General features: G+C 52.9%; 2 protein-coding genes. One reads left to right on the forward strand and one right to left on the reverse strand.

The features are described from left to right. Nucleotides 1-310 precede the first annotated feature (310 nt). Nucleotides 311-1528, reverse strand: a complete 1218-nt coding sequence (gene sstT / locus Q0482_RS05955; protein ID WP_299144626.1) for a serine/threonine transporter SstT — start codon at nt 1526-1528, stop codon at nt 311-313. 311 nt (nt 1529-1839) lie between these two features. Between sstT and Q0482_RS05960 the strand changes: the two genes are divergently transcribed. Continuing rightward, nucleotides 1840-3351: an efflux transporter outer membrane subunit gene (locus tag Q0482_RS05960; RefSeq protein ID WP_299144629.1), complete on the forward strand. Its 1512-nt coding sequence runs from the start codon at nt 1840-1842 to the stop codon at nt 3349-3351. Nucleotides 3352-3631 lie beyond the last annotated feature (280 nt).

Below are 3631 nucleotides of genomic sequence, written 5' to 3' on the forward strand. Positions count from 1 at the left end.
CGACAGGAAACTATTCGCAAAAGGGTTCCCATACGGCATGGCACCATTGGTATTTTCATGGTGGCAGGAAACTATTCGCGAAAGGTTTCCTATTGAGGTGACACGCTGTGGTGCTTCTTACCGGCAGGAAACTATTCGCGAAAGGTTTCCTACTCGATGTGGTGCCACTGGTGCTTCTTACCGACAGGAAACTATTCGCAAAAGGGTTCCCATACGGCATGGCACCATTGGTATTTCATGACGGCAGGAAACTGTCTGTTTATTATTTATCCTCTGTCCCCAGTACCATGTCGGAGCTCTTCAAAGTCCCTTATTTTCTTCGCTTTTCAAATTCCGCAGTGGCGGTGAAGAGGACGTCGCTGGAGCTGTTTAAGGCGGTTTCGCAGGCGTCTTCCAGTACGGAGATGATGAAGCCTACGCCTACCACCTGCATGGAAATATCGTTGCTGATGCCGAAGGAGGCACAGGCTACGGGGATGAGGAGGAGGGAGCCGCCGGCTACGCCGGATGCGCCGCAGGCGCCGATGGTGGCTACCAGGCAGAGGAGGAAGGCGGTGGGAAGGTCTACTTCAATGCCCAGGGTGTGGGCGGCAGCCAGTGAAAGGACGGAAATGGTGACGGAGGCACCGGCTGTATTGACTGCGGCTCCCAGGGGGATGGAAATGGTATACATGTCCGGATCCAGTCCCAGGCGGCGGCAGAGGTTAAGGTTTACAGGAATATTGGCGGCGCTGCTTCTGGTAAAGAAAGCGTAGACGCCGCTTTCCTTCAATGTGGTGAGTACCAGGGGATAGGGATTTTTATGAACCCTTGTGAACACAAGGAGGGGATTCATCACCAGAGCTACGGTGCCATAGGCGCCGATGAGGACGGCCAGGAGATGGATGTAGCCAAGAAGGGCGGAAATGCCCTGGCTTCCTACGGAGTTGGCTACGAGGCCCATAATGCCCAGAGGTGCCAGATGGATGACCCAGCCTACGATTTTGGTGACCGCTTTGGCGGTATCATCCAGCATTTTCTTCGTGTGGTCACTGCCCATGGATTTCATGGCAATGCCGAAGATGATGGCCCAGAGGAGGATGCTGATGTAATTGGCTTTCAGAAGGGAGCTGACAGGGTTGTCGATGGTGCTCATGACCAGGTTGAAGAGCACTTCCCCGATACCGCTGGGCGGCGTGGCAGCACCTGCGTCGGCGGCAGTCTGAAGAGTGAGGGTGGTGGGGAAGAGGAAGGAAAAAGATACGCCGATGATGGAAGCCAGGAAGGTGCTCGTCATGTACAGGGTGACGATGGGCTTCATGCTGCCCTTCTGGTCCGGCTTCTTCTGGGCAATGGCATTGATGACAAGGAAAAATACCAGCACCGGAGCCACGCTTTTCAGGGCTTTGACGAAGAGGTCGCCGAACACCGCAAGCAGGGGCACGGACTGGGGAATGGTGACTGCCAGCAGTATGCCGAGCAGGAGCCCCAGAGCAATCTGGTGAATCAGTTTGATGCGGGAAAGAATGGATTGTATTTTGGAAATCAAGAGAATCCTCCTATATATAAAAAGAGATACTACGGCTTTTCATTATACGCTTATTTATGAGGAAACGCAATGTTTTCGATATAAGGAAGCACTGATTCATTCATATCGCGTTGCCCCACTCCTTGCATTGCATAAAATTCAAGAATAAAAGCAGATAGTGATTTAATTAGCGCTTCCATAATGGGCAAAGGAAATTGAAATTCAAATTTGAATTATATATAATAAGAATAGAATACAAATAGGGGACAGGAATCTGATTTCCTTTCCCAAAGAAATTTTTATGCATATGCTTCTCTTAAGGAGGTGGCGGTATGGATAGAAGAAGAAAAGCAGCCCTTGGCATGGTATCCCTGTTAACGGCTGCTTTTTGCATGGTTCCGCTTTCCGGAAGTGCGGCGGATGGAGTGAATCTGGAGAAAACGCCCTGGACAGCCCTGGCAGGAATGTATGATAATCTCTATTTCACAGAAGAAAAAGGGGCGTCCCTTACGCCGGAGGTGCTGTCGGAGTGGTGGAAGGTATTTCATGATGACACACTGGATTCCCTCATTTATACAGCTCTTAACCGGAACCGGGATCTCATGCAGGCAGAGTCCAGGCTGAAGCAGGCCAGAGAGGCGCTGGGCATGGCAAAGGCCTCCCTGGTGCCCTGGATGAATGCAGGCGCCGGCTGGGTGAGGGCAGAGGCGCCGGAAGGGGTCATTTCCGATGTGACACCCAAGGCTCTGGAAAAGGTGCCCGGCATGACCATAGATAACAGCCGGAATCTTTCCTATACGGGACTGGATGCGTCCTGGGAACCTGATTTCTTCGGGAAGAACAGGGCCAAAGTGAAGGCGTCTGAAAAATCGCTGGAGGCCCGGAGGGGCATGCTCTACTCCACCTGGGTATCCCTTTCGGCGGAAGTGGCCATGAATTACATTACCCTCCGCACTCTGCAGGAGGAGCTGGCGGTGACGGAAGCCCATATTGCCAACCAGAAGGATAACCTGTCCCTGCTCCAGGTGAATGAAAAATCTGGGCTCATTTCTGCCCTGCCGGCAGACCAGGCAGCCTATACAATCCACGAGTCGGAAGCCAGGGTGCCGGAGCTGAAGACGGAAATCGCGAATACGCTGAACCGGATTTCCATCTTAACCGGCACCATACCGGGAGAACTGAATGAAAAGCTGATGACTCCATCGCCGCTGCCGGAAATCGACAGCGCTATGTACAACGCCATTCCGGCGGAGGTACTCCGCCAGCGGCCTGATGTACACGGTGCGGAAATGGCCTGGGCGGCGCAGATAGCAAAGACAAAGGAAGCAAAGGCGGAAATGAAGCCGAAATTTTCCATTCTGGGCGTGCTGGGTCTGGCCGCTCTTTCCGGCGGCCTCTTCTCCGCCGGCAGCCACGCCTTCGGCATCATGCCCCAGGTGACATATCCCCTCTTTAATGGAGGTGCTTTGAAAAGAAATGTAAGAGTGCAGAGCGAGAAAGAAAAGGAAATGCAGGCAGCCTATGAAAATACGGTGCTCAAGGCAGCGGGGGAAGTGCGAAGCGCCATGACTGCAGTGAGCCAGGATAAAATCCGGAAAGACTCTTTGGAAAAAGGAAGAAATAAAGCCAAAGAAGCGCTGGATCTGTCGAAGAACCAATTTACCTACGGCCTTTCCGACTACATGGGCGTACTGGACGCAGAGCGGCATTATTTATCCCTGGACCAGAACTATACTCTGGCTAAAGGAAAAGAGCTCACCGACATGGTGGCCCTTTTCAAAGCCCTGGGAGGCGGCTGGAAGCCTCTGGATGAGAAAGAGGAAAAGGCAGAAGGCAGAAGATAGGGGGTAGAGGAAAAATGAGGCAGCCTGCGGCTGTCCGCTTACCGCTGTCAGCTGACCGCTGTAGGCGATCCTCTCCGCGCCTATTGGTTCCTTTCGCCGACCGGTATTATTTAGTGAGCTGGTGTGCTAGTGAGCTAGTGTACTAGTGGGCTGGTAAAACCTTTACAACCGCCCTGGTGGGCGATGGGAAACAAGCCAACCGCGCCTAACGGTCAGTCGATTAAGAGGAAGGCCCTTTTATGGGCAGGCTATGGGCCAACTTCGACTGACTTGCACATTC

Origin of the sequence: uncultured Dialister sp., assembly GCF_937959425.1 — a bacterium.
GTDB lineage: Bacteria > Bacillota > Negativicutes > Veillonellales > Dialisteraceae > Dialister.

Bases quoted from the DNA above. Each gene is read 5' to 3' on its own strand.
- Q0482_RS05960 (WP_299144629.1), top strand. From the start codon at position 1,840: ATGGATAGAAGAAGAAAAGCAGCCCTTGGCATGGTATCCCTGTTAACG.